This is a genomic window from Dyadobacter sp. SRI_021 (assembly GCF_057586235.1).
Window position 1 is genome coordinate 169024 of the sequence record NZ_JBYCZM010000010.1, and the last position, 26160, is coordinate 195183.

At 53.9% G+C, this 26160-nt stretch carries 18 protein-coding genes and 1 pseudogene; 15 read left to right on the plus strand and 4 right to left on the minus strand.

The genetic code is table 11. From position 1 onward, the window contains the following. The first annotated feature begins 193 nt into the window (after positions 1-193). The 15 genes and pseudogenes from AC2YIT_RS25990 (at position 194) to AC2YIT_RS26060 (ending at position 17979) form a co-directional block, all read left to right on the plus strand. On the plus strand, positions 194-3316 hold the full coding sequence (locus tag AC2YIT_RS25990; protein WP_487281145.1) for a SusC/RagA family TonB-linked outer membrane protein: 3123 nt from the start codon (positions 194-196) through the stop codon (positions 3314-3316). 13 nt (positions 3317-3329) lie between these two features. After that, entirely contained in the window at positions 3330-4808 is a 1479-nt protein-coding gene (locus tag AC2YIT_RS25995) for a RagB/SusD family nutrient uptake outer membrane protein (RefSeq protein ID WP_487281146.1), read from the plus strand. 132 nt (positions 4809-4940) lie between these two features. Beyond that, positions 4941-6070: pseudogene (locus AC2YIT_RS26000) on the plus strand (MFS transporter). A 25-nt stretch (positions 6071-6095) separates the two neighbouring features. After that, positions 6096-7280 carry a sialidase family protein gene (locus AC2YIT_RS26005; RefSeq protein ID WP_487281147.1) on the plus strand — a complete coding sequence of 395 codons (1185 nt, stop codon included), beginning with the start codon at positions 6096-6098 and terminating at the stop codon, positions 7278-7280. Positions 7281-7396: 116 nt separating this feature from the next. Then, complete coding sequence (locus AC2YIT_RS26010; protein WP_487281148.1) at positions 7397-8305, plus strand: HEAT repeat domain-containing protein; 909 nt, start codon at positions 7397-7399, stop codon at positions 8303-8305. Positions 8306-8349: 44 nt separating this feature from the next. Further along, positions 8350-9168 carry an HpcH/HpaI aldolase family protein gene (locus AC2YIT_RS26015; protein ID WP_487281149.1) on the plus strand — a complete coding sequence of 273 codons (819 nt, stop codon included), beginning with the start codon at positions 8350-8352 and terminating at the stop codon, positions 9166-9168. Then, complete coding sequence (locus AC2YIT_RS26020; protein ID WP_430846685.1) at positions 9165-10121, plus strand: aldo/keto reductase; 957 nt, start codon at positions 9165-9167, stop codon at positions 10119-10121. The genes AC2YIT_RS26015 and AC2YIT_RS26020 overlap by 4 nt, the downstream gene beginning before the upstream one ends. A gap of 12 nt (positions 10122-10133) precedes the next feature. After that, positions 10134-11063 (plus strand): Gfo/Idh/MocA family protein, encoded by a 930-nt coding sequence (locus tag AC2YIT_RS26025; RefSeq protein ID WP_487281150.1) that lies wholly within the window; start codon positions 10134-10136, stop codon positions 11061-11063. A 4-nt stretch (positions 11064-11067) separates the two neighbouring features. Then, the gene (locus AC2YIT_RS26030) at positions 11068-11847 is read left to right on the plus strand and encodes an SDR family oxidoreductase (protein WP_487281151.1); all 780 of its coding nucleotides are present in this window, start codon (positions 11068-11070) and stop codon (positions 11845-11847) included. Between the two features lie 109 nt (positions 11848-11956). Further along, on the plus strand, positions 11957-12340 hold the full coding sequence (locus AC2YIT_RS26035; protein ID WP_430846691.1) for a RidA family protein: 384 nt from the start codon (positions 11957-11959) through the stop codon (positions 12338-12340). 7 nt (positions 12341-12347) lie between these two features. Beyond that, a complete protein-coding gene (locus AC2YIT_RS26040; protein WP_487281152.1) occupies positions 12348-13310 on the plus strand; it encodes a 3-hydroxyacyl-CoA dehydrogenase family protein in 963 nt (320 codons plus the stop codon). Further along, a complete protein-coding gene (locus AC2YIT_RS26045) occupies positions 13307-14605 on the plus strand; it encodes an aspartate aminotransferase family protein (RefSeq protein ID WP_487281153.1) in 1299 nt (432 codons plus the stop codon). The genes AC2YIT_RS26040 and AC2YIT_RS26045 overlap by 4 nt, the downstream gene beginning before the upstream one ends. A 14-nt stretch (positions 14606-14619) precedes the next feature. After that, on the plus strand, positions 14620-15486 hold the full coding sequence (locus tag AC2YIT_RS26050; RefSeq protein WP_487281154.1) for a 3-hydroxyacyl-CoA dehydrogenase family protein: 867 nt from the start codon (positions 14620-14622) through the stop codon (positions 15484-15486). 1 nt (position 15487) lies between these two features. Next, entirely contained in the window at positions 15488-16567 is a 1080-nt protein-coding gene (locus AC2YIT_RS26055) for a dipeptidase (RefSeq protein WP_487281155.1), read from the plus strand. A 38-nt stretch (positions 16568-16605) separates the two neighbouring features. Continuing rightward, positions 16606-17979, plus strand: a complete 1374-nt coding sequence (locus AC2YIT_RS26060; RefSeq protein WP_487281156.1) for a hypothetical protein — start codon at positions 16606-16608, stop codon at positions 17977-17979. Between the two features lie 28 nt (positions 17980-18007). On the opposite strand, the gene AC2YIT_RS26065 is transcribed toward AC2YIT_RS26060, so the two are convergent. The 4 genes from AC2YIT_RS26065 to AC2YIT_RS26080 form a co-directional block, all read right to left on the minus strand. Further along, entirely contained in the window at positions 18008-18877 is an 870-nt protein-coding gene (locus AC2YIT_RS26065; protein WP_487281157.1) for an AraC family transcriptional regulator, read from the minus strand. Positions 18878-19061: 184 nt separating this feature from the next. After that, a complete protein-coding gene (locus tag AC2YIT_RS26070) occupies positions 19062-20948 on the minus strand; it encodes a heparinase II/III domain-containing protein (RefSeq protein WP_487281158.1) in 1887 nt (628 codons plus the stop codon). A 74-nt stretch (positions 20949-21022) separates the two neighbouring features. After that, positions 21023-22801 (minus strand): RagB/SusD family nutrient uptake outer membrane protein, encoded by a 1779-nt coding sequence (locus AC2YIT_RS26075; protein ID WP_430846707.1) that lies wholly within the window; start codon positions 22799-22801, stop codon positions 21023-21025. A gap of 103 nt (positions 22802-22904) precedes the next feature. Further along, the gene (locus AC2YIT_RS26080; RefSeq protein WP_487281159.1) at positions 22905-26123 is read right to left on the minus strand and encodes a SusC/RagA family TonB-linked outer membrane protein; all 3219 of its coding nucleotides are present in this window, start codon (positions 26121-26123) and stop codon (positions 22905-22907) included. Positions 26124-26160 lie beyond the last annotated feature (37 nt).

A 26160-nucleotide genomic window follows, 5' to 3' on the forward strand; every position in this document is an offset into this window, starting at 1 on the left:
AGTATTACAAAAGCAAACAAAAATAGAGGATGCCTACTTTTCCGGAAGATAGTTTTGTCAAAACGAAATTTGTCAAAATTTATCACTTAACCTCATGCGAAAAGGAAAACGTCTACACCTCCTGTGGCGAACATCCGTGTGGCTTATTATGGCCATAATTTGTTGCTGCACTGCGTCGCTGACCGCACAGTCTGTGGGAAAGGTTACAGGCCGGGTCGTCGATGAGAACGATGAAGGCCTGCCCGGCGTGAATGTACAAATCAAGGGCACCACTACCGGGGCCATTACGGATGCAGAAGGGAAATTCTCCCTCGACTTGCCTGGCAGCAGCGGAAGTCTCATATTCTCGTTCATCGGATATCAGACCCAGGAAATCGCGCTGGCCAATCGCTCGGTGATCAATGTGACTATGAAGCCCGACGTAGCCGTATTAAGGGAAGTTGTCGTGACCGGATATGGAACGCAGTCGCGCGAGACGCTCACTACTTCGGTTTCCAAACTGGATACAAAGGTTTTCGAGAACGTCCCTTTCGCCAATGCAGCCTCGGCTTTGCAGGGTACGGTTTCGGGCGTGCGCGTCCAAAGTACGTCGGGGCAGCCCGGTGCGGCCCCCCGCGTGATCGTACGCGGAGGTACTTCCATTAATAACCCCAACGGAGCTTCCCCGTTGTACATCATCGACGGTGTGATCCGTACGGATATGAACGATGTGAACTCCGAGGATATCGAATCAATGCAGGTGTTGAAAGACGCTGCCTCTACCGCGATATATGGTGCGCGAGGGTCTAACGGCGTCGTTATTATCACTACCAAAAGCGGCAAGTCAGGCCAGGCGCGCATCACTTACTCTTACGACCTGACCACCTCCAGGCCGGGCAAACTGTACGAAATGGCCAATGCGCGGGATTACCTGACTATCAACCGGCTTGGCGTTTTCGGGGCGGCCAAATTTGGTGACAACACTTCGCGTCTGACCCTACCCATGGGCTATGGTACGGGTAACGACCTGACCAACAAAGCCGCTTTCACCACGCAGTACCTCACCCCGCAAAACGAGCACAAACTCAAAGAGGGCTGGGAGAGTATGCCCGATCCGGCAGACCCGACCAAAACGCTCATTTTTCAGGATACGGATTTTCAGGGCCTTCTTTACCGCACGGGGGTGTCGCATAACCACAACGTGTCGATGGGCGGGGGAAATGAAAAGGCCACGTTCAATGCCGGACTGGGCTATATGAAAACAGAAGGGACTGTTATTACGACCAGTTACGATCGGCTGAGTTTCAACTTGAATGGGGATGTAATGCTAAAGAAAAACATGAAAGTCTTTTCACGGGTGATGTACTCACGGGCCAAATCCAACATCCCTTACGGTTCCACAGCTGTTACCTTTTATCGGAATGCGGGATTAGCACCGACAGCCAAATACAGGTTCGAGGATGGAACGCTGGCGCCGGGTACCAATAATGGCATAGGCAATCCGGAATACTTTATGAACTCCCGTCAGTACAACAATACCAATGAAAAGCTGACACTCAGTCTCGGCGGCAACTGGGAGATTCTGCCCGGGCTGTCGTTTCAGCCCCAGGTTTCGATGTACAACGTTTCCCGCGATTCCCGCTCTTTCCAACCCGGTTACTGGAACGGCCCGCTGGCATTTGTCGACTCGCGTATATCCACCGCAGCATCCTCAAAGTGGCGGCAGACACAGGCCGACGGGGTATTATCCTATACCAAAACACTGGGTAAAGACCATCACCTGGACGCACGGGCCGGGCTGTCGTATTTTGTAAGGGACACCTCGGGCATCAGTGCGACGGGGCGCGGGGCATCTACCGACCTTATCCCTACGCTGAACGCCTCGGCCGAACCGACGGCCGTCAGCGGGACAGTGACGCGCCAGGTGATCATGGGCTATTTTGCCAACGTCAATTACAGCTTTCAGAACAAATATCTATTGACCGTTAATATGCGTTACGACGGAGCATCCAACCTGGGCGAGGCTTATCGATGGGGCTTCTTTCCGGGCGTTTCTCTTGGCTGGAACGTGCATAAAGAGGCTTTTTGGAGCGGTGTTTCACGGGTGGTGTCGCAAACCAAGCTGAGAGCCAGCTATGGCGTGAACGGGAATATTTCCGGGCTGGGTGATTTTACTGCCCAGGGGGCTTACGGGGTTGGTGCGAAGTACGGAGGCGCCGCGGCGATCCAGAATACGGTCATTCCCAACAACGACCTGAAATGGGAACAATCCAGGACTTTTGATGTAGGTGCGGACCTGGGCTTTTTCGACAACCGGTTAACTATCCTCACCGACTACTATGTCCGTACAACCAGCAACCTGCTCACCAGCCTGTCGCTGCCGCAATCGACCGGCTTTGCCAGCGTGCTTACCAATCTGAGCACATTGCAGAACCGTGGTTTCGAAGTGGAATTGGGCATACGGGTGTTGCGGCCGGCATCGGCTTTGCAATGGAACCTGGCATTCAACACCTCCTGGACCCGCAATAAAATCCTGAAACTGCCCTATAATGGCGTAGAAAACAACCGGATTGGTGGTGTGCTGGTATGGGACGATGCACGGCAGGACTATGCATGGAAAGGAGGACTTCAGGAGGGCGGCAGGCTCGGAGAAATGTACGACCGCAAGCAGGTGGGCATTTATGCAACGGATGAAGACGCGAAGAACGGCCCGATAGCGTCATACATCGTGGGGACCGACAAAACGCAGTATGGCGGTGACGTGGAATACTATGATGCCGACAAGAACGGCACCATCGACTCGCGCGACAAACGTTATATGGGTAATGCCTATCCGGCCTGGACGGGTGGTATTTCAAATACGCTCAATTACAAAAACTTCGGCCTTTATGTCCGTCTTGACTATACCACCGGTCATACCATTTTCAACTGGGCGAGGCTGTTCCTGGACGGTAACCTTTATTCCGACGGTAACCTGACGCAGCGCATGGTGGAAAGATCCTGGAAAAAACAGGGCGATGTGACGGATATGCCGAGATCCTACTGGGGTGGCGAAAGAACGCAGCGCAATCTGTTCGACGGCGTCACGACCTCCGGCAATTCCATGTACAACGAGCCGGGCGATTTTCTGGCTTTGCGGGAGGTCACCCTGAGTTATCAGGTGCCGGCTTCGCTGTTGGGCAAGCTCAAAATCTCCAATCTGCGGTTCAATGTAACAGCCAACAACATCTATTACTTTACCAAATACCTCGGCCTGAACCCCGAAGAAGGCGGTGTGGATGACGGACGCTACGCGATGCCCAGGAATATCATCTTCGGTGCCAGTGTTTCATTCTGATAAGCCATTAAACATGAAAATAATCAAAGTCTTTATGCTAGGGCTGGCTATGCTGGCATGCATTTCCTCCTGTAATGTACTGGATGTTTCGCCAACGAGTGTGATCACTACCAACTCTTTCTGGAAAACCCAGAATGATGCCGAGGGAGCACTGAATGGGATGTACGTTAATCTGAGAAACATATCGGGCTCTATCTATACACTTGGTGAGCAGCGCAGCGAGGTATTCGAAGGGGGCGTATATGGAAGTGGCCGCAACGATTTGTATTTGAATGCGCTAAGCGGCGATCAACCCAATCATCCCGATTGGTCGGGTTTCTATACGGTCATCAATAGCGCCAATCTCATCATTAAACATGCGGATGAGGTCACTTTCTCTAATGAGGCAGCGAAAAACAATATTTTGGCCCAGGCTTATACGATGCGTGCTTACCTGTATTTTGTGATGACCAGGACGTGGGGAGATCTGATCATCCGGACGGAACCAACGGAAACATCGAAAGCAGAAGTGACCATCCGGGAGCGCGCTCCACAAGCAGAGGTTTTTAGCCTTATCAAATCGGATCTGGAAAAAGCGCTTTCGCTATTTACGGATAACAACTTCCCCACGGGCCGGTTCAAATGGTCTAAGCCTGCGGCCAATGCCGTAAAGGCCGATGTGTTTCTGTGGACCGCCAAACGTATGAACGGCGGTAACCAGGATCTCACAACGGCATTGAATGCGATCCGGGAGATTGAGAAAGCAGATGTTGCACTACTGCCGAATTTTGCCGATTTGTTTGAGTATGCCAACAAAGGCAACAAGGAGACGATCATGACGATCCGGTACCAGGACCTGGACGGCGCTGCCAATAATCAGTTCTGGCTGCATTGGATCATCGATAGCGCCATTCCCTCCAATACCGACGCCGAAACGAAGGCGCTGGTTCAGCCGGTCGGCGGGGGACAGGGATTGCTCGTGCTGACAGAACTGGTCAGGAAACAATTCACCGAAGACGATACTCGCAAAAAGGCATCTTTTCATGAAATATATACCTATGATGCATCGGGAAAAGCCACTTTTTATACCAGTGTTTCCATGAAAGGGCGTGGACTGGTGACGGGAGGTACGCGGCTGTTTTTAAGCGATATTGTCCTTTATCGTTGGGCGGATCTGCTGCTCATGAAGGCCGAGATCAGGAATGCGTTGGGTGAGGATCCGTCTGAGCAGATCAATCTCGTACGCCAGCGTGCCTACAAGGCCAATTTCAGCAAGCATACTTTTGTGAACGGCAGCAAGCAGGAGAACGACGCCGCCATTCTCCAAGAACGGTTGTTTGAATTGCTCTATGAAGGTAAGAGGTGGTGGGACCTGGTGCGTTTCGAACAGGCTTTTGAACTGGTGCCGAATCTCAAAACCCGGAAAGGGCAGGATTACCTGCTGCTTTTTCCGATAGCGAATACGGTGTTAAGCCAGGAACCGAAAGTAAAGCAAAATCCCGGATATCAATAAGTAAGCCCCAAACGGATGACCATCGATAACACTATTTCTAAACCCGGTATTTTCTCTTACGCGTGGATGGTCGTGCTGATGTTGTGCGTCGTAGGCGGCCTCAATTACCTCGACCGCATGATGATCACCACCATGCGTGCCTCGATTGTGGAGGCCATCCCCATGTCCGAAGCGCAGTTCGGCCTGCTCACATCGGTGTTCCTGTGGGTGTATGGGCTACTTAGTCCCGTTGCCGGCTACCTTGCCGACCGTTTCAACCGCAGCAAGGTGATTATCGGCAGCTTGTTTATCTGGTCGGTCGTGACGTGGCTTACTTCACATGCCACCACCTTCGAAGAGCTGCTTGTAACGAGGATCCTGATGGGGTAAGTGAAGCCTGTTACATCCCGGCTGCGCTTGCGTTGATTGTCGAGTATCATCGTGGAGCTACCCGGTCGAAAGCCACAGGCATCCACATGGCGGGTGTTTATGTGGGGCAAAGCCTTGGTTTTGTGGGCGGCTGGCTGGCCGAAAGCCGCACCTGGAATTATGCATTTGTTGTTTTCGGAACTATTGGCGTCGTATATGCTACCTTTCTTGCATTCACATTGAAGGATGCGCCCCGGGCTGCTGCGGAAAATCCGCGAGCTGCTGTCGAGCCGCTTGCGGGAGGTTTTCGGGATGCCATCCGGGAGCTTTTCAGGCATACCGCCTACTTGCGGGCATTGGCCGCCTGGGGATTGCTCGGGGTCGCGAGCTGGATGATCAACGGCTGGTTGCCTACCTATTATAAGGAACATTTCAACCTGTCTCAAACCGAGGCCGGCGTATATGCAACCACCTATTTCTTCATTCCGATGCTCCTCGGCGTATTGTCCGGGGGCGGCATTGCCGACTACTGGGACCGGTTCAACAAGCGTGCACGCATCCTGCTGCCCGCCCTGGGCCTCGTGATCGGGACACCCGGTGTGTTGCTGGCGAGCAGCACCGATTTGGTATGGGTAGCGGTGACGGGTTTCATGGTTTATGCATTTACCCGGCCGTTCCTGGATGCGAACATGATGCCCATTCTCTGCATGGTGGCAAATCCCCGCTACCTGGCGACAGGTTACGGAATACTCAATCTTTTCAGCTGCATCGTAGGAGGGCTTGGCATTTATGCGGGGGGATTATTGCGTGATGCGCAGGTCAATCTCAGCATTATGTTCCAGGTAGCGGCGTTCACGATGCTGCTTTGCGCTTTTTTGCTTTACCGTATTCATCCCCGTTTAACATCAATCTGATTTATTCTCAAAACGCTTGAATCTTATGAATACTCTACGAATTTGCATGCTCGTGGCCGCGCTGGTGATAGGGCAGGTAGCCCATGCCAGCACAGACTTTGGCCCCGATAGCCTCAAAGGTCCGCGAAAAGTCCGCGATGTGATGATCTACGAGGATGCCCGGTTTTATTCCACGTTTCCCTCGGTGGTCAAAAAGAAAGACGGGGAGGTCCTGGTCGCATTCCGTCGGGCGCCGGAGCGGAAGAATTTCGGCGAGAAATCCAGCAGCCACGTGGATCCCAACAGCTATCTGGTCACTGTAAAGTCGAAGGATGGCGTCACCTGGACGCAAGAGCCGGAGTTGCTGTACGCACACCCTTTCGGCGGCTCACAGGATCCTTGCCTGCTGCAATTAAAGGACGGTACGTTGTTGTGTGCCAGTTACGGATGGGCATTTCTCAGACCGGACGGCATGGAAAGTCTTAAACAGCCCTATTTCGAGACCTCCGGAGCGGTGTTTCTCGGCGGTTATATCCTGCGCTCGACCGACGGTGCCAAAACCTGGAAAGGGCCTATTTACCCCCCGCGCGTGCAGCCCGAGATAAACCTGGACCCCTTCGGGAAACCCGTCGCGGCGTACAATCGCGGAGCGATGTATGAAGGGAAAGACGGGAGGATATTCTGGGTGGTAGCCGCCAGCGAATCGAACAAGCCGAAGCGTACCTCCAACCATTTGCTCGTGTCGGAGGATAAAGGGATGAGCTGGAAATACAGCAGCGTCGTGGCTACCGATGAAAAAGCGTCGTTTAACGAGACATCCATTTACGAAACACCCAAAGGCGACCTGGTGGCTTTCCTGCGGACGGCGGAGATGAACGACCAGGCCTGCATTGCGCGATCGACAGATGGCGGAAAGACATTCGGCAAATGGGAGCAAATGGGTTTTCAGGGACATCCCATGCAGGCGATGCGCCTGCCCGACAAGCGCGTGTTGCTCGTGTACGGGTACAGGCACAAGCCCTATGGCATACGCGCCCGGATTTTGAATGCGGAGTGTACTGATTTTGCTACTTCAAAGGAAATCGTTTTGCGGGAGGATGGCGGCGGCAGCGACATCGGCTATCCCTGGGCGGTACAATTGAACCCGAAAGAGGTGCTTGTTACCTATTATTTCAACATCGGGAACGGCACAAGGCATATCGCCGGGACCATTCTGCAAACTGGCAATTAAACCGGCATTGCAATGGCTACCATTCCACTTGATTCCGGAATCTATCGGGTGAACCTAAGGTTCGAAAAGATTTTAAAGAATGTCAGAATATGCGATTGCTTCTTACTCTTTTGCTCATGAGTGTGTTATCGGTTGGTTTGGCGCAGCGCCCCGGTCGGGAAAAGACCTATGTCGCATTGCTGCAAAAGGTGTTGCACGAACAGCAGGAATGGGTGAAAGTACATGCCGCCGAATATCTGCTTTGGGCGGGTTACCCGGAGGGCGTCAGAGAAGTGTTCCTGAAAGAAGAAACGCGCTTGGGGAACAAGCCGCAATACCGCGTGGGAATTTGGCGCGTGTTGCACCAGGCCTCGCGTGGGGAAGCCGACAGGCAAATATGGTCCGGTAAAATTAAGGAAGCTTTCCTCGACGAACAGGGCCGGGACCGTATTCACGCAGCCGAAACCCTGGCAAAACTCCATCAATCGACACTTGCCGAGGCGCCTGAAATTACGCGCCGGGCGATTAGTAGCAATGTGCCTTCGCTGGCAATATACGCGCTCTGGAGTACGGCTTTTCACTCGGAGCAGGAGCGGCAAAAGGTGAAGCAGGAACTGATCGGGAATCTGGCATCGCCGTCCGGCTCGCATGGGCCTGGCAAAACGATCCCGGCCTATGCACTACGGCAGCTTGGGGATTTGGAAGCAGATCAATGGCAGCTATTGGCCCGCGCCGCGCTCGAAGAACCTGATGACTCGCCGACAAAAGTATATCTGTTGAGCGCGGCCTGGGTAACGTCCGGCGGGCAGCCCGATGTGCAGGTGGGCCAGCTACGGCAATTGCTTATGAAATACAGTACTTCCCCGGAAAAAGGAGCCCGTTCCGAAATGGCGATGGCGCTGGCCGAAAGGGGGGATTCAGCCGCCGTCCCAGTGCTCACCGGAATGTTTGAGAACAAGCATTCCCTGCAAGACAGCGCAGCAGATTATGATGTGATGGCCGCGGCGGCTTATGCCCTGATCAGAATCTGCCAGCGGGAAAAATAGTACCGATTGTTTTAATTGCCACGAAGGGCGAAACTCTTAATACCATGACATTGAAAATGCGCGAAAGCCGGGTGCTGCGCAAATTGCGGGCCGGCGAAATTGTCAGTTGTTTCAAAATGAACCTGTCCGAGCCTCGCGTGGCCGAGATGGCCGGAATCGCCGGTTTTGATTGCGTCTGGGCCGATCAGGAGCATATCGGGCTCGATTGGTCGGTGCTGGCCGGATGTGTCTGGGCTTCGAAATCCCAGGATGCGGACCTGCTCGTGCGTGTGCCCCGTGGCAGTTACAGCGATTATGTACGCCCGCTCGAACTCGACGCTACCGGCATTATGGTACCTCATATCATGAGCCTTGACGACGCCCGGAAGGTAATCGAAATGACGCGTTTCCATCCCATTGGCCGGCGGCCTATCGACGGCGGTAATGCCGACGGGGCATATACTGCCATGGATTTTAACGCATACCTCGAAGAGGCCAACCGGCAGCGTTTTGTCATTTTCCAGATCGAAGATCCCGAGCCGCTGGAAGACCTTGAAGCGATCGCGGCACTTGATGGTTACGATATGCTTTTCTTTGGTCCCGGCGATTTTAGCCAGGGCATTGGCGCGCCCGGCGTATGGGACCACCCCAAATTGCTCGAAACGCGTATCCGGGTGGCGGAGATGGCCCGTAAACACGGCAAGTTTGCCGGTACGGTAGGCGGGCCGGGCAATCTGAGTGAACTCGTTTCAATGGGTTACCAGTTTGTGAATGTCGGTGCGGACGTGATAGGGTTGAAAAACTACTGCTTCGACCTCATAAAATCTTTCGGCGCCACCACAGCCGGACAGTCATCCTCCTATCTCGAAAGCGGCTCCAAATGAAACGAAAAACACTGGGACGTACCGGATTGCAGGTGTCCGAAATCGCATTCGGCGGGGTGGAGATAGGCGTGCCTTACGGTATCGGTGTGCATAGCCGGGAGGATATGCTTTCGGAGCAGGAGGCCATCGGTCTTCTGCATGAGGCTTTGGAAAAAGGTATTAACTTTTTCGACACGGCCCGGCTGTACGGCGCCAGCGAGACCATTATGGGCAAAGCTTTTAGCTCCCAAAGAAGTGAAATCGTGCTCGCGACCAAGTGCCGGCATTTCCGGGGAGCCGACGGCCAGCTGCCATCGGACCACACCCTGAAAAGTTTCATTGAAAATTCCCTGCACGAAAGCCTCCGCGAGCTGCAAACCGACTATATAGATCTTTTTATGCTCCATCAGGCGGATCAGGAAATTCTGGAAAATGAAGTCATTGCCGAAACATTTCAGGAGCTGAAACAACGCGGTGTCATTCGCGCGACGGGAGCATCCACCTATCTCGCGTCCGAAACGGCCATTGCGATCAACAAAGGGCATTGGGATGTGATCCAGCTGCCGTTCAGCCTCATGGATCAGCGCCATGCGGTGTGTTTCGGTGCGGCCGCCGAACAAGGCGTGGGTATCGTGGTCAGGTCGGTGCTGATGAAAGGCCTCCTGAGCGACCGCGGCAAGAACCTGCATCCGGCGCTGGCCGATGTGGAGCGTCACATCGGCGGCTACCGGACCTTGCTGGGCCCTGATTTCCCCGATTTGCCGAGGCTGGCTACCCGCTTTGCATTGTCTTTCGAAAGCATAGCGTCGGTGTTGGTGGGTATCGATAAGCCTGAATACCTGCATCATGCGCTGGCAACGGCCGGTGGACCTGTTATGGATCCTCATATATTACAAACCGCCAGCCAGATGGCCTATCCCGAGCCGGATTTCCTGAACCTGCCGTATTGGGACAGGATGGGATGGCTGTGCTAAAAACTGAACCTAATGCTGAAAATCGGAATCATCGGGATGAGTCCCGGCAATGCGCATCCTTACTCGTGGTCGGCCATCATCAACGGCGCTTTCGACGGCGACGAGATTGTGCGCATCGGTTACCCGGCCGTGACCGCCTACCTTGAAGCAAACCGGGACACGCTGGGAATTCCCGGCGCACAGGTGACGCACGTATGGGCGCAGGAGCCTGCAATCGCCGAAAGCATTGCACGCGGCGCAGGCATTATGCATGTATGCGCCCGCATGGAGGCGATGATCGGGGAAGTGGATGCGGTGATCCTTGCCCGCGACGATCCTGAATACCACCGCGAAATGGCGGCGCCGTTCATCGAAGCGGACGTGCCGATTTTCATTGATAAACCATTGACCTACTCCCGGGAAGACCTGGCGTGGTTTGCACAGCAGCACAGCGCAGGCAAGTTCCTGATGTCGTGCTCGTCCATGCGTTATGCCAGTGAATGCCGCATTGCACGGCAGGAAATCAAATCCTTAGGAAAAATGGAGCTGGTGACGGCCGTAGGCAAGAAGGATTGGAAGAAATATGGCGTGCATTTGCTCGAAGGTATTTTCGGCATCCTGGGAGATCCCGTGCCCCATTCGGTGCGGCATATCGGCCGGCCCGACAAAGAAATTATCCACCTCAGAATGACCGACGGTCCAGATATAATGCTCCACCTTTTCATGGACATTACGGGCACTTTCCAGATTTCGCTTTTTGGTCAGCAGGGCTGGAAGTTGATCGATATCCGCAATTCCTACGCGATGTTTCGGGACAATATCATCGAATTTATCCGCTCGGTGCAGGAGGGGAAACCGCGCCTTGCATTTGAAAAAACAGTAAAGATCATGCAGGTCATCATCGGAGCGAAGGAAAGCCTGGAAAGGGGCGGTGCGGAGGTGTTGATTCATAAAAACTTTTAATGTTATGAATGTCAAAGATTTACTGAGCCTGAAAAACAAGGTCATTCTCGTGACCGGGGGATCGGGGCAATATGGGAAATGCATTGTGGAAGGCCTCGCGGAGGCGGATGCGACGGTGATCACCACTTCGCGGGAACTGGCTTTGGCGCAGGAGACAGCGGCGATGTTCGGCGAGCGCGGGCTGGATGTACACCCGATGCAGGCCGACCAGGCAGTGCATGAGTCGGTAATGGCATTGAAGGCGGATGTGCTCGGCCGGTTTGGCAGGCTCGATGGCTTTGTGAACAATGCGGTGTCGCGGCCTATGAAAGGCTACAATGCCCCTTTGAGCCAGTTTGAAGAGTCGATGCAGGTGAATGCGACCGGTATGATGGACCTGCTGCGCGAAATGACCGACCTCATCGTGCAAAGCGGCGGCGGCAGCGTGATCAACATCGCCTCGATGATGGGCATGTTCGGTCCGGATGTCTCCAATTACGAGGGTACCGTAAACATGGGCGATCTGCCGCCCGACTATTTCTTTCACAACGCGGGGTTGATCAACCTGACGCGCTACATGGCGCAGATGAATGCGGGCAAGAACATCCGGTTCAACTGCATTAGTCCCGGCGGGCTGTTCAACAACCAGCCGCAGGCGTTTTTGAATAACTATTGTAAAAAAGTGCCCCTCCGACGCATGGCCAATCAGGACGACATCAAAGGGCTTGTAGTGTTGTTGGCCTCGGATGCAGGGGCTTACATTAATGGTGAAAATATTCTTATGGATGGAGGGCTGAATGCCTGAAATCCTGTAAAAAATAGTATCAGTAATCAAGCGAAAAGTAGGAGCGTGCAGGGATAGGTGATACGTACTTTTGTGAATAGGGTATTTTTTGAAATTATATTTTGTTTTTATGAAAAAGATAGTTCATCCTGATCGCGACCCGGCGTTCGCCACCGGCGCTTATTCCGACGGCGTTCTCATCGACGGGTTTCTGTTTGTAAGCGGCCAGGCGTCCGTCGACTTTCGGACATCGCAGTTTGTGCGGGGAACAATCGAGGAGGAAACTGCACGCACACTGGACAACATTGCCGCGATTATCGGAGCGGCCGGCGGCTCAATGGAAAACATCGTGAAATGCACGGTACATCTGGCGGATATCAGCGAGTTTGATCGCTACAATGCTGTGTACGCTACATACTTCCCCGGCATCAAACCAGCCCGCACAACCGTACAATCCGTGCTGGCCGAAAATATCAAAGTCGAGATCGACTGCATCGTCAAACTCCCCGCCTGACCTGGATATGATAAACGAACCTCCGGTAGGCGTGGTGGGGCTGGGCCTGATGGGTAGCAGCATCGTAGCCGCATTGCTCGTCGCGGGCCATTCAGTGAAAGCCATTGCACCCCTCGCATCCGATGCAGCAGAAGCCCCCGGGCGGATCGAAGGACAGCTTCGCCAATGCCGGGAAGCCGGGTTGGTCGGTGCGTTGCCGCCATACCTCGGCATGCTTACCGTTTCGGAAGACTACGCCGCATTGGCCGGTTGCCAGCTTGTGATCGAATGTGTGATCGAGCGGCCGGAAATCAAGGCATCGGTATATGCAAAAATTACCGCCGTTGTGGCCGCAGATTGCATTGTAGGCAGCAACACCTCGGCCATTCCCATCAGCGAGCTTCAAAAGCATATCGATACCCCGGCCCGTTTCCTGGGTATTCATTGGGCCGAGCCAGCATTCATGACCCGGTTCCTGGAAATTACCTGCGGCGAGCAAACAGACCCGGTTTTTGCCGAACGTGTTTTCCGGCTGGCACACCGGTGGGGCAAGGAGCCGACGCTGCTTCGGAAAGACATCCGCGGGTTCATTACCAACCGTCTGATGTATGCGGTATACCGCGAGATATTCAGTCAGATCGAGACCGGCCATGCCACCGCCGAGGATGTGGACAAGGCGTTCCGGTATGATGCGGGTTCGTGGATGACGTTGATGGGTATTTTCAGACGCATGGATTACCTGGGTCTGAAAGATTTCAACGCGATCCTGCCCCGCCTGTTTCCGCAACTCAGCAACAGCACCGAAGTGCCCGAAATCATGCAGCGAATGGTGCGCGAAGGTGCGCGGGGCGTCCATAACGACCACGGACTTTACCCTTATGAGCCCGGCGAGGGCCGGCAGTGGGACGATGCCTTTGCCCGCTTCAACCGGGAGATACATCAATTAGCGGCGGAATATTCTGCCGGAAAAGTAAAAGCCTATTTACAATGAAAAGCTACCAGAAATCAGCCGAACTACTGGAAAGGGCCAAAAAGGTGCTCGCCAGCGGCGTTTCTTCCGAATTCAGGAAATACAACCATCCGCACGCGCTCTTCTACACGCACGGGCGCGGCAGCCGGATTTACGACGTCGATGGCAACGAATACCTCGATTTCACTTTGAGCCAGGGGCCGTTGATCCTCGGCCATTCGCACCCCGAAGTGCTGCGCGCAGTCAACGAGTATTCGCAGGAGGGCCAGCTCTTTGCCGGCCAGCATATCCGCGAAATCGAGCTGGCTGAAAAACTGAACCAGCTGATCCCTTCGGCCGAGCTGATGCGTTTTTGCCTCGATGGTTCGGAGGCGGTGCAAACGGCTTTCCGCGTAGCGCGGGCGAAAACAGGCAAGCACAAATTCCTCCGTTTCGAGGGGCATTATCACGGCTGGATGGACAATGTTTGCTGGGGTATCAGCGCGCCGTCGGCGGAAGCATTGGGTAGCCGCGAGTATCCGAATGTATTCCCCTGGACGCAAGGACTGCCGGAGGGTGTCGAGAATGAATTTATCATTCTGCCCTGGAACGACCTTGACCTCGTAGCCAGAACCATCGCCGAACGCGGCCATGAGATCGCCGCTATCATTACCGAGCCGGTGATGTGTAACAGCGGCTGCATTGAGCCCAACCCCGGCTTCTTGCAGGGATTGAGGGATATTTGTACGGAACATAATGTGGCATTGATCTTCGACGAGGTCATTACCGGTTTCCGCCTCTCACTGGGCGGCGCGCAGCAGTATTTCGGCATCACGCCCGACCTTTCCATATTTGCGAAGGCCATCGCCAGCGGCTACGCGATCAGTGCTATTGCGGGGAAATACGAATGGATGCAGCTGATCGAGCAGGCGAAGGTGATCCATGCCGGGACGATGAATGCCGGGAACCCCACGGTGGCAGCCGCTCTGGCAACCATTACCGTGCTGGAAAAGGAGCGGCCGCACGAACGAATGTTCCGTTTGGGAAAAAAACTGATATCCGGCTTGCGGAAAGCCGCGGCCGATAGCGGGCATTCGATGCTCATCCAGGGGCCGGGCCCTATGCTCGCGACGAGTTTCACATCGTTGGAAAAAAACAGTGATTACCGCGATACCCTGACGGCCGACAAGGCCAAACTGGGCAAATTCATCGCTGCCGTGCATGACGAGGGCGTGCGGGTCATTGGCCGGGGCTTGTGGTATATCAGCGCCGTGCACACCGACGAAGATATTGAGCAAGCTATTGCTGCCGCCGAAAAGGTGTTAAGACAGATCTAAACAAAGCTGAACCGATGAAACAAAGGGGGCAAAGCAACCAACCGGTGCTGCTGCTGGGAACCCATCCGATAGCGGGCAGCATTGCCAACTGTTTGGTTCAGGGAGGATGGGCGGTGCTCGACGACCTGGACGGAGCGTTGCCGGAAGATATCCGGTTGGCGATACTGGTTACCGAAGAGAATTCAGATATCAAAAAGTGCCTGATCCGTGAGGTTGAGAAATGTGTACCGGTTGAAACACTGATCTGCATTAACACCGAAACCATCGGGCTCGACACATTGCAGGAGCATGCACTGTATCCCGGACGCATCATCAGCCTGAACTGGACGGAACCGGCAGACTCAACGTTTTTTCTGGAAATCATTACCAATAACCTTACCCACCCCTCACATGCCGGGTATCTTGCCGATATCGCGAGGACAACCTGGAACAAAGACCCGTACGTGATCCACGGCAATACGGGCATCCGTATGCGCCTGATGGGTGCCCTGATCCGGGAGGCGCTTTTCCTGGTTGGAAATGGATATGCCAATGTGGAGGACGTCGACCGCGCGTGCCGTAACGACGCCGGGTATTACCTGCCCTTTGCCGGAAACCTGCGCTATATGGACCTGATGGGTACCTATGCCTACGGAATGGTGATGAAGGAGCTCAACCGCGAGCTCGCCCGGGACACGGAGCTGCCACTGTTTTTTAAAGAAATGATTGTCAATAAAGAATGGGGAATGGATGCCGGGAAAGGCTTTTACAGCTATGCACCGGGTGAGGCTGGGAAATGGCGGGACCTTTCGGGTAAATTCAGCCGTGAGATCAGCGAACTGATCACGAAGTATCACCATGCCGAAGAAACGGTGTTAAATCTTAGAAACGGAGCCCATTGACATGAGCAGGCTGATATTCGATGCCCACCTTGACCTGGCGATGAACGCCATTGAATGGAACCGCGACCTCTCGCGACCGCTGGACGAGATCCGTCAGCGGGAAATGAATATGAAGGATAAGAACGACCGGGGCAAAGGCACGGTATGCCTTCCGGAGCTGCGTAAGGGCAATATCGGCATTGTGGTGGCCACGCAACTGGCCCGTTACTCGCCGTATGGCAGCTCATTGGCAGGGTGGAACTCGCCGCAGCAGGCCTGGGCCATGACGCAGGCGCAGCTAGCCTGGTACCGCGAAATGGAAGCGCTCGGCGAAATGGTGCAGATCACGGACCTTACAGGCTTGGAAAACCATCTGAAACGGTGGGCGCAGCCGCTGACGGAGAATGAAAAACGGCCTGTGGGCTATATTCTGAGCCTCGAAGGGGCTGATTCGCTGGTGGATGTTTCGTACCTGAACCGGGCCTATGACTATGGTCTGCGGGCCGTGGGGCTCTCGCATTTCGGGCCGGGGCGTTATGCCCCTGGTACGAAAATGCAGGGGCCGGTGACGCCGCTGGGCTTTGAGCTGATGCGCGAAATGTCGAAGCTGCATATGATCCTCGACACGACGCATCTGACCGATGAGGGATTCGATCAGGTGATGGATTTTTATGAGGGGCCGGTCTGGTCGAGCCACCACAACGTACGCAGGATCGTGCCCAACCAGCGGCAGCTTTCCGACGAACAGATTCGCAGGCTTATCGGCAGGGGGGCGGTGATCGGCGGGATGCTGGACTGCTGGGCGATGGATATCCGGTTTATCGACATGGTTTCTGATCCGTGGCAGCTGGACATCCGCCTCGCCCATCTGGCCGATCATTGGGACCACATCTGCCAGATCGCCGGTAACAGCCAGCACGTGGCCATCGGCAGCGATCTGGACGGTATTTTCGGTACCGAACAGTCGCCCTGGGACCTGAACTCCATCGCCGACCTGCAAAAGTTTGAAGCGATCCTGAGCGATCGGGGGTATAAGGACGAGGATATCGACAATATTTTCAGTCAGAACTGGCTTCGGTTCCTGCGAAATGCGTGGCAATGAGCTGTTAACTTTTCAGTTGTTGGTTAATCAAAAATTGAATGTCAAACTCTTCGACTTCATTTCTCGCCGGGAGCGCGCGCGTGAAAACTACGCCGCCGCTCGGGACGCGCATTAATGGCGACTTCGTCACACATTACGCGACCTACATTCACGACAATCTGTTTGCGAAAGCGCTGGTGCTCCGGAAAGGCGAAACAACCGTCGCCCTGGTGGTGGTGGACATTTGTGTGATGCCGAAAGCGTTTATTGATACGGTGAAAGCTGCTGTCACCACGCGTACGGGCATACCAGCAGACAACGTGCTCATATCGAGTACGCACACGCACGCGGCAGGTTCGGTGGCCGACGTCCATTTGGGGAGTGTCGACCCGGCCTATGAAAAATGGCTGCCGGGGCAGATCGTAACCGCCGTGGAAGCGGCGTTACAGCGCCTGAAACCCGCCAGAACCGCATTCGGATCGGTGATGGCGCCCGAGCATGTGTTGTGCCGCCGCTACCGGATGAAGCCGGGTTACGTACCCGTCAACCCGGTTACCGGAGAAGCGGATGAGGTCAAAACCAATCCATTCGGTGTGGAGGAATGGATCGACCATAGCCCGGCACCAACCGACCCCGAGCTGGGCTTCCTGGCTGTGCAGGGGCTCGACGGACGATGGATCAGCATTTTGGCCAACTATTCATTGCATTATGTCGGTGACTGGGAGAACGGCACCATTTCGGCGGATTACTTCGGCTATTTTTCGGAGCGGCTGCGCGAATGCCTGCGCGCGGGAGAGGAATTCGTGGGCATAATGAGCAACGGCACCAGCGGCGACGTCAACATCTGGGATTTCCAGCACAGCGACCGATACCCGAAAGCGCATTTTCAAAAAAGCGAGCTTATTGGTCACGACCTGGCCGATCGGCTTTTGGCGCAGCTGGATAACCTGCAATGGCAGACAGACCCCGCGCTTGTTTGCCTTTACGAACCATTAACCGCTGCCATTGTAAAACCTTCCGAACCTGAATTGCAGGAAGCAGCCGGACGCGTGGCTAAGGCCCTTTTCGAGACCATTGAGCCGGATGGGGAAGGACTCCGGCAAATATATGCCCGGGAGCAGTTGCTGCTTAATGAAATGCCGTCGGTAAAAGACTGTCCTGTGCAGGCATTTCGGATCGGTAACGGAGTGATCGGCGGGCTGGCGGGCGAGTTCTTCTCCGAAACAGGGCTGTATCTCAAAGCGGAAGCCGGCATCGACCACTATTTCACCATCACGATGGCGAATGGCAATGCGGGCTACGTACCGCCGGCACACGAAATACAAAAAGGCGGTTACGAAACCTGGCGCTGCCGGTACAGCTGCCTCGAAGCGGGCTCGGAAGAACGCATCCGCGAACAACTGCTGAAACTCGTTCACCAACTCGCCCGCTGATACTATATTTCAGGAAAGCACCCGGCGATTACCGGACGATCAACGTCTTCCGGTAATCGCTGGGTGTCATATTTTTGAGCTTTTTGAACTGCCGGTTGAAATTCGCGAGGTTATTGAACCCGCATTCGTAAGCGACTTCCACTACATTGCGGTCGTTCAGCGAGAGGAGCTTGCACGCATGCCCTATGCGCACGGTGGTGAGGTATTCCACGAATGTCACCCGGAACTGTTCCTTGAAAAAGTTACAAAATGCCGTAACCCCCATATTGCCCACCGACGCGATTTCGGCGAGGCTTATGTCCTTGTCGAAGTTCTGCATGATGTAGCCGGTGATCTTTTTGAAGCGGTCGGAGGAATCGTAATGGAAGTTCTGGACGAAGCGCGGGCTGGCCAAAAGGTCGTATTCGGTTGTACTGGACATGATATCGAAGATCAGCATCAGCGACGACAACCTTTTCAAACCGTTTTGCGCGGGCATCTGGCGGATGAGCACATTGATTTTCGAACGAGTTTCACCCCGGAGAGCCATGCCACGCTCAGCAAGTTTGAGTATCTTTTTAAAATTGTCGATTTCCGGAATATTCATAAAATCTTCTCCCAGGAAATCGTCCGTGAAATGAATCACCAGCGCATCGGCTTTTTCCGGCGCGCGGCGTTCGAGGTAGATCGGGTCGTTGACCCACACGTGCGGCAGCAGGGAGCCCATAAACACGAGATCATCCTCTTCAAAATAGCCGATATGGTCACCCACCATCCGTTTTCCGGTGCTTTTGTTGATCATAACAAATTCGTAATGAGCATGGTAATGCCAGGGTGCGGGGAAGAAATCACCGGTTTCCTGAAACACAATGAAGGACTTGTCGACGTCCTGCGGCAGGTGGAATTCAACGGCTTTCATAATGGTGGGTTTGGAATGTATTGATAATACTAATACAATTTTTCAAAATGTACCAGTTTGTGAAAAATAGTATCATCAATAAGCAGGAAAGTAGCAGGTTACCCCATTTAAAGCACTGACCCTGAACAAAAAGACGGTTCGCTGACTATGGATATCAATCCTTGTTAAGGAGATGTGGCAATCATTACAATGGCTTTACGGGCCAATCAGCCAGGGGTTTAGTGGGGGCTACATCGCGGGATTCGGATAAGTAGGACGAAAAACTATGATGAGTATTAGCCCCCAACTTCGCTTCAAAACCTACAAATGTCGTCCCGGGATTCGGGGCGTCGTAGTCATGCTGCGGAGTGGTAGGCCATGTTTTAATGCTGATCGGCGTTTGTGTATCGAAAATGAGCAACATTTTCTTGCCATTCTGCGAAAGCTCTACGGTTTTCCCGTCGACAATCCGTACATCGGCGCTGGTGAGCATGTTCCAGCGCATGGTGGTTTCTTTCGGGCCGCATTCGATCTCGTCCCGCACTACGACGTACCGTTGGTCGATAATTCCCAGTCCGCGCCTGACCGCTTTGGCCTGATCCTGATACATTTCCGTCAAATGGGTGGTTACGAGCATATTTGCGCCTTCTCCCAAGGCGCCGTCAATCCTGGCGTAGCCTTTCGCGTTGGTCAGCTGGCCGTCAAACGATAGCACATTGTGGGCGAAATTATTCAGCCGGAACACTTCCCACCGCTGGGAGTTTTGTGCCCGGTTCCAAAGATCCACGCCCTTGGATTCGAGTGAATTGTAGTCCTGCATGCCGAAATCCATGGCCCAGCGCTCGCCAAGGGCGTCCATTACAAAAGATCCCACATCCATATGAGCGTGGTTGACCGCCGGTGAGCCTGCTTTCACGCCGAGGAACACCGCGTGGGGCTTTTCCCAGGAGCTTCGCATGAGTGCAACGGGCGAAGGACCCTGGCCTGCCCAGAATGTTTGGGTCGGTGCATGTACGGCGGAAAGCTCGGTTTGCGTTCCCCAGATCAGCAATGCAGGCAGAATTCGGTTTTTGACTTCCGTCTGGCCGGGTGAGGAGAGCAGCGCTTTCTGTCCCCATAGCAAGGACGGATCCTGCGTTCGTTGTGCGAACCAGAACAGAGCAGGAGTGAGGCCTTCTTTTAAGCCGCTATCGCCCCAGTTGTGTGCCATGCCTGTTGGCCCTACCAGGTGCTGCATGAATGCGCCCGTTTTTAAAAAACCGTCGGAACCGGAAAGCCCGAAGTCCGTCCCCAATGCCTTTTCCAATGCGGATATCAGCAACACATTGAAACTTGTTCCATAACCCCAATAGCTGAATCCTTCGGGATAGGCGCCATCGGGTTTGTAGGAGTGTAGCATGGCCTTGGGTACCGACCCCACCGCCCGTTTGACGATCCGGGCGGCAATGGTAGGCTCATGCTCGGCGATTGCCAGCGCCCCAAAGGTGATCCCGGCATTGCAAACCTGGTTCCAGTTGTGCTCGGCCGACAAAAACCAGTTGTAGGTCTTGTCCAGCGAGGGGTTAATGCCCTTGGTAAGCATTGCTTCGCGCAGGCGGGTGCGGGTCGGTTCGCCCAGCTTCTCGTATAGCCAGTCGTAGCCGATAGCGACCGCCATCGTCATTTCAGCTACATCCAGAAAATGCGTGGGATTCCAGTCTTCGAATGCTGCTACCACGAGCAGCTCTTTTTCGGCCCTCGCCAGGTATTTCGCTTCCCCGGTGGTACGGTAGGCATAGGAAAGCATGAAAACGCGCCGGAGGCACTCCCTGGATTTGTCCAGCAGGCGTTTACCGATCTTGATCCGTTCGACCGGCGCTACGTCAAGCATTCGGTCGCATTCATCGAGGATCGCCTTGTGCAGGGTTTGCCATTGCGGGTATTTCCGGATTTGCGTAAGGAGGGCTTTCTCCTCGCCTTTCAATAGGAGAAGCCGGGGATGATCTTGCCGGAGTGTTTTGAGGATCTGGCTGCTGTCCACAGCGGGCTGTGCAGCAAGGCGGGTGAAGGTGAACAGTTGCAGGGCAACCAGTATTGTCAGCGCTCTTTTCATATTGATGGATGTGTATTGGTTTAAAAACCATCCGACCGGTATGGTGACCGGTCGGATGAAACTGATGCCCTATATTACTCCCAACCCGGGTTTTGCTTGATTTTGGGATTCTGCGCGAGCGTATTCAGCGGGATCGGCCAGAGATAATGCTTCTTTTCATCGAAAACCGGTATCTCGTAGTCGGTACCTTTGTACACCGCGATGTATTCTTTGCCGGAAACAGGGTCAATGTCCGATTTCATGGTGGTACCGGCGAAGCGTTTTTTCGCTGCGTCGTTCCACCGGATACCCATGGCGGGGATTTCCAGTTTTTTACCCTGCTTCCAGCGGATCAGGTCGGCATACCGGTGGCCTTCCATGAACAGCTCGATTCGGCGTTCGCGCCTGATTTCCGCGATGATCGGCGAGATACCGTCCTTGGTGTAACGCGGGTCGACAGGGACTTTGGACAACAGCAGGTGCGGCATGCCTACGCGGTCGCGGAGTTTATTGATGGTCTTGTCAAGATCGGCCTGGCTAATGGTACCCAGTTCCGCCGTCGCTTCCGCATAAATCAAAAGCGCTTCACCCAGGCGGAGGGTAATAGCCGGTGACTCGCCGGTGTTGTAGGCCTTTCCAATCATATCATCGGCATTGTAATGCTTGATAATGTGATACCCCGTAGTCGTTTTAAAGCCTCCGCCGGGCATACCTTCCAGCATCGGATACGCACGGCCGTCGGCCAGATGGTATTTGTAGATACCTGTGTCCTCGGGATGCAGAATAGTCTGGCGCAGGCGCGGATCGCGGTTTTCGAAGGTGCTTTCGATCGTTTCGTCGCCTTTATACAGCGGTGATAATGTAATGGGCAGTCCGTCGGTACAGAGATAATCTTCCACCAGGCTCTTTGTCGCGCCGCCGGTGTAACTGAAATATTGTTGGACGTGGTTGTTAATGACCCCGGTTTTGTATTTTCTCCAATAAATCACCTCGGAGTTACCAGCCAGGTCCAATATCCGGTGATAGGCATTGTAGTCGCTCTGGGGTTTGCCTGTGCTGTAAATGCGGTAAGGGCCGGTATCCATTAATTCCGCGGCTGCTTTGGCAGCTTCTTCCAGCCACATTTTGGAGTCACCCGCTGCGTGGTATTTGTTGAAGGTGCCTTCGAAGAGGCACACCCTGGCCTTGACCAGCAATGCTCCCCACCGGTTGATCCTGCCGGGTGCATTGCCATCTCCCCAATTGTTAGGCAGCTTCTGGCTTGCGAAATTCAGGTCTTCGAGTACTTTCTGCATGGCTTCCGCGCGCGGGGTGCGGGCGGCGTAAAGTTCCTCGGAATCAATCGTCAGCTCTTTTTCTACAAAAGGTACATCGCCATATTTCTGTACCTTGTCGGCGTAGAACCATCCGCGGAAAAGCCGCGCTTCGGCAATGTATTTGTCCTTGACAGCCTGGCTTACCTTGGCGCGGTCGTAATTGGCAAGCCCCACATTGATGGCCCTGACAAAATCCCAACCCTGGTAACCAAACCAGTCGGGGCTGGAAGGTACATTGTATTTTCCCGCGCGGATCTGCTGGAAAAAGTTGTGTCTCGGCTCGCGCGGGGCCATATTATCCGAGAGCTCGTCGATTGACCAGATATTGCCGAAGTGGCTGTCGAATCCCTCGGTGTGGCCCATCATAATAGGGATCTTCCAGTCGTTGCGCGCAATGTTGTAAAGGCTGTTGTTGTAGACCGCCAGATCGCTTTCAGTATTCCAGTAGGTTGCGTTGGTAATTTTATCGATCGGCGTCCGGTCAAGAAACTCATCGTTACAGCCCGCCAGCAAGAGCAGTACCATGACCGCTATGGTTTTTGAGAATATATCTTTCATACAAATTTGATTTATAATCAACTGAATATTTGTGTATTAATGCGCTTAGCTGCAATGCATTTCCCGCGAAAAAGGGCAAGATCGGGTATTGCATTCAGCCCGCTTAAAAGGATATATTGATCCCGATCGTGCCGATACGCTGCATAGGGTACTCGATCGTCGGCGTCCGGATCGTTTCAGGATCGAGCGGTTTGCGGATTTTCGAGAATTCGAACAGGTTCATTCCCGACACGAATACCTGTGCGCGCGAAATTCCGATCCTGCCCGTCAGATCGTACGGTAATGTGTAACTGAGCATGATATTCTTGGCCCGCAGGTAAGAGGCGTTCTGAACATACCTCGATTGCGGCAGAATGTTCTTTTTATCGCTGGTAGAAATGTGCGGAGCTGCGAAATAGGCATCCCGGTTGGTCTCCGACCACGTGTCGGTGATGTAATACTTTTCTACGTGCCCTGCGTTGAAGGGATAAAACCAGTTCCAGTTTCCGTTATTGGGCAGGTAATCCGCTTTCCCGATACCCTGGAAAAATGCGGTAAGGCGCAGGCCTTTGTAGCCGATGCTAGCATTGATCCCGTAGGTGTACCGGGGCGAGGAGTTGCCGATGATCTTGTAGTCGCCCGGGTTACCCAGGGTGTTATTGCCCGAGCTGATGATGCCGTCGCCATTCAGATCGGCGTATTGAATGTCGCCCGCACGCCAGTTGTTGCCCAGTCGCGACTGGTTGGGGGCCGCAGCCACCGCATCGGAGGACTGAAATATCCCGACGGTTTGGTACCCCCATATTTCACCCAGTTTCTGGCCTTCGTAATAAATCCCGCTGCCTTCATTGGGCAACGCGCCGGAGGGGTTGCGGAACTTGGTGATGGTCGCGCTGGCATCGGAAAGGGCCAGGGTAACGTCGTAATTCCAGTCGCTTTTGATCTTATCCCGCCAGGTCAGCGACAGTTCCCATCCCTTGGTGCGCAGGTCTGCGGCGTTTTCCTGGGGAGCCGTCGTGCCGAGAATGTCCGGATAAGCCACGTTCATCAGCATTTTTTTGGTGTCGCGGGTGTAAAGGTCGAACGACATATCCAGCCGGCTTCTTAAAATAGTCAGGTCAAGGCCGATGTTTTTGGAAGTAACCGACTCCCAGGTGAGCGTCGGGCTCACCAGGCCGGCTGCCGAAACATAGGGAATCAGCGAGCCTGCAAAAATGTAGGGAGCTTGCCCCGAACCCATCGTTGAGACGGACGGGTAATAGATTTGAGCGCCGGTGCTACGGTTCTGGATGATCTGGTTCCCGAGTGTTCCAAAAGAGCCCCTCAGTTTAAGGTTATCCAGCCAGCTGCTGGTGCCGTCCATAAACTTCTCATTGCTGACCCGCCATCCGGCCGAGAAGGATGGAAAAAAGCCAAACCGGTCGTTTTTAGGAAAGCGCGATGTGCCGTCATAGCGGCCATTGAATTCGAGCAGGTACCGATCGGCATAGTTGTAAGCCACCCGGTAGAATACGCCGCGTAATGCCACCTGCGACCGACCGCCAAGCGTCTGCTGTGTGCCGGTGGTGGTATTCAGGTCGGGAACCTGCGGGGTGATCAGCGAACGGGCCTGAGCGGTAGCAGATTGGTAGTTACCCATTTCCTGGTTATAACCCACCAGCGCCATCAGTTGATGTTTGCCCAGATTTTGAAATGTATATTCCGCGAATGTATTGAGTACATAATACCGGTTGTAATCGTTGACATTCTTGATCCAGTCATCACCGCTGAAACCATAACTGATCGGATTGGCTTCTTTCAAATCCTGGGACACTATCTCCACCTTGCTCTGAACATCCTGATAGATATTATTGTAGATATTGTAAGAGAAATTCCCCGTGATCTTCAAACCGGGCAGGGGCGTGAGCACCGCCTCCTGCGAGAGCCACAGGTCGTTTTTGGTGAAGGTTTCCCGTCCGCCGTCGAGCAGGTAGGGGAAAAAGTTCGTTCCGCCGAAATACTTGCCGATCAAAGGCGCGTATTTGTCGTGATCTCCGGGTGTCATGTAATACGGCAAATCCGGAAACTGTATCGCTTGCAGCGGGTTCACCCTGGCCAGTGAGTTGATGTTTACGTCCCAGTTATAAAAGTGCGGCTTATCGCTGTTCTGAGAGTTAAAAACCACTTTTTCTGACAGGTTAAGCCATTTATTCACCTGAAAATCGGCTTTCATCAGGATGTTGTATCGTTTGAACTTCTCATTATTGTAGCGGAGATAACCGTCCTTGCTGTACCGTCCGAATGAAAAGAAGAATTTGGATTTCTCGCCACCGCCCGAGATCGACAAATCCTGCTGGTTGGTGGGAGCGTAATCAGTCATGATCTTTTCCTGGTAACGGTTATAGCCGTAGTATTGAAGCGCGCCGTCCACGACGCCCCATTCGTTTTCAGGAATGGGGTTTTCCGAGTACTTTTTGACAGCTGTTACGAACTGGTCGTTATAGCTCGGTGCGCCCAGGGTCCGGATGTTGGCCGCATTGCGGGCCAGTACGAACTGGTAGGGATCGGTCACCACATCCATGTTGAAAATGGGTTTGGCCAGGGAGAACTGGGTACCGAAATTCACCAGTACCTTCCCCGATTTGCCGCTTTTCGTAGTGACGAGCACGACACCAAATGCGGCACGGGCACCGTAGATGGCCGCCGCGGAGGCATCTTTCAGCACGCTGATGCTCTCGATATCATTGGGGTTGATCCGGTTGATGTCCATCGGGACATTGTCTACCAGGATCAGCGGAGCACCGCCGTTGATCGATTCATAGCCCCTGATATTAAACGTGGGTGATTGAGCTGGGTCTCCGTTGCGGACCGTAATGTTCAGGTTGGGTATTACGCCCTGAAGCCCCTCGCCGGTGTTGGCAATGGGGCGGTTCTCGATACGCTTCGCATCTGCCACGCCCACTGCGCCTGTGACGTTTACTTTTTGCTGGGTTCCGTAACCTACCACGACCACCTCGGTCATCAGGCGATCTTCGACCACCATATTAACGGTAATGCTCGTACGTTTGGCGACGAGGACTTCCTGAGTAGCGTACCCGACAAAGCTGAAAACAAGGGTTGGGTTCTCGCCGGGCACATCCAGTTGAAATTTCCCTTTCGTGTCGGTGGTGGTACCGTTTGCCGTCTCCTTCACGACGACGCTTACACCAGGCAGGCCCGACCCCGATTCATCCAGCACGATTCCGGAGACGGGTTGTGCAGCGGCGCATACGCAGCAGGTCATGGCGACCACCAGGGCACACGCAAGCTGAGCAAGTTGTTTTCGGGCAAAATTAAGCGATGAGTAGAATTGTTTTTTTTTCATAAACTAGTTCGTTAGGTGTAGTTGAAAAAAAACTTGA

Excerpts from the sequence above, each read along its gene's own strand:
- AC2YIT_RS25995 (WP_487281146.1), top strand. The coding sequence starts at position 3,330 with ATGAAAATAATCAAAGTCTTTATGCTAGGGCTGGCTATGCTGGCATGC.
- AC2YIT_RS26005 (WP_487281147.1), top strand. The coding sequence starts at position 6,096 with ATGAATACTCTACGAATTTGCATGCTCGTGGCCGCGCTGGTGATAGGG.
- AC2YIT_RS26010 (WP_487281148.1), top strand. The coding sequence starts at position 7,397 with ATGAGTGTGTTATCGGTTGGTTTGGCGCAGCGCCCCGGTCGGGAAAAG.
- AC2YIT_RS26015 (WP_487281149.1), top strand. The coding sequence starts at position 8,350 with ATGACATTGAAAATGCGCGAAAGCCGGGTGCTGCGCAAATTGCGGGCC.
- AC2YIT_RS26020 (WP_430846685.1), top strand. The coding sequence starts at position 9,165 with ATGAAACGAAAAACACTGGGACGTACCGGATTGCAGGTGTCCGAAATC.
- AC2YIT_RS26025 (WP_487281150.1), top strand. The coding sequence starts at position 10,134 with ATGCTGAAAATCGGAATCATCGGGATGAGTCCCGGCAATGCGCATCCT.
- AC2YIT_RS26030 (WP_487281151.1), top strand. The coding sequence starts at position 11,068 with ATGAATGTCAAAGATTTACTGAGCCTGAAAAACAAGGTCATTCTCGTG.
- AC2YIT_RS26035 (WP_430846691.1), top strand. The coding sequence starts at position 11,957 with ATGAAAAAGATAGTTCATCCTGATCGCGACCCGGCGTTCGCCACCGGC.
- AC2YIT_RS26040 (WP_487281152.1), top strand. The coding sequence starts at position 12,348 with ATGATAAACGAACCTCCGGTAGGCGTGGTGGGGCTGGGCCTGATGGGT.
- AC2YIT_RS26045 (WP_487281153.1), top strand. The coding sequence starts at position 13,307 with ATGAAAAGCTACCAGAAATCAGCCGAACTACTGGAAAGGGCCAAAAAG.
- AC2YIT_RS26050 (WP_487281154.1), top strand. The coding sequence starts at position 14,620 with ATGAAACAAAGGGGGCAAAGCAACCAACCGGTGCTGCTGCTGGGAACC.
- AC2YIT_RS26055 (WP_487281155.1), top strand. The coding sequence starts at position 15,488 with ATGAGCAGGCTGATATTCGATGCCCACCTTGACCTGGCGATGAACGCC.
- AC2YIT_RS26060 (WP_487281156.1), top strand. The coding sequence starts at position 16,606 with ATGTCAAACTCTTCGACTTCATTTCTCGCCGGGAGCGCGCGCGTGAAA.
- AC2YIT_RS26065 (WP_487281157.1), bottom strand. The coding sequence starts at position 18,877 with ATGAAAGCCGTTGAATTCCACCTGCCGCAGGACGTCGACAAGTCCTTC.
- AC2YIT_RS26070 (WP_487281158.1), bottom strand. The coding sequence starts at position 20,948 with ATGAAAAGAGCGCTGACAATACTGGTTGCCCTGCAACTGTTCACCTTC.
- AC2YIT_RS26075 (WP_430846707.1), bottom strand. The coding sequence starts at position 22,801 with ATGAAAGATATATTCTCAAAAACCATAGCGGTCATGGTACTGCTCTTG.
- AC2YIT_RS26080 (WP_487281159.1), bottom strand. The coding sequence starts at position 26,123 with ATGAAAAAAAAACAATTCTACTCATCGCTTAATTTTGCCCGAAAACAA.